General features: G+C 64.5%; 1 protein-coding gene. It reads left to right on the top strand.

The features are described 5' to 3' along the window. Window positions 1-358 (top strand): DUF4185 domain-containing protein (locus ACTQV4_RS10410; RefSeq protein ID WP_441569796.1); only part of this gene is annotated, 358 nt, incomplete at both ends.

Raw genomic sequence — 358 nt, 5'->3', positions numbered from 1 at the left:
CGGCGGGACTGACCAGCCCACGCAGCGGTTCGGCATCGGCGGGACAGACCTCGGCTTTTTGTTCGAGGGCGGCAAGTCCGTCAATGGCGGGAAGGCACTATGGGTCGGCGGGGTCTTCGGCGATACCTTCACCGGCGGGACACCGGGCCAGGGTGATTGGCGCTCGCCCGTGGGGCTCCGCTCGTCAAACCGGGATGTCACCACGCGCGGCATCGTGTGGGACAACGCAATCCACGGAATCAACTACGCGAACCAGATGTGGCCCTACCGGCACGTGGGCGAGTCCGGGACGGTGAACGGCAGGAACTTCGACGCATTTACCATCATCCCGAATGATGTGATTCAGCTCCCCGATGGG

It is taken from the genome of Collinsella sp. LCP19S3_B11 (assembly GCF_052121915.1).
Taxonomy (GTDB): Bacteria; Actinomycetota; Coriobacteriia; order Coriobacteriales; family Coriobacteriaceae; genus Collinsella.
Note: the sequence above shows the minus strand (reverse complement) of the source record. Positions and strands in the feature narration are given on the sequence as shown.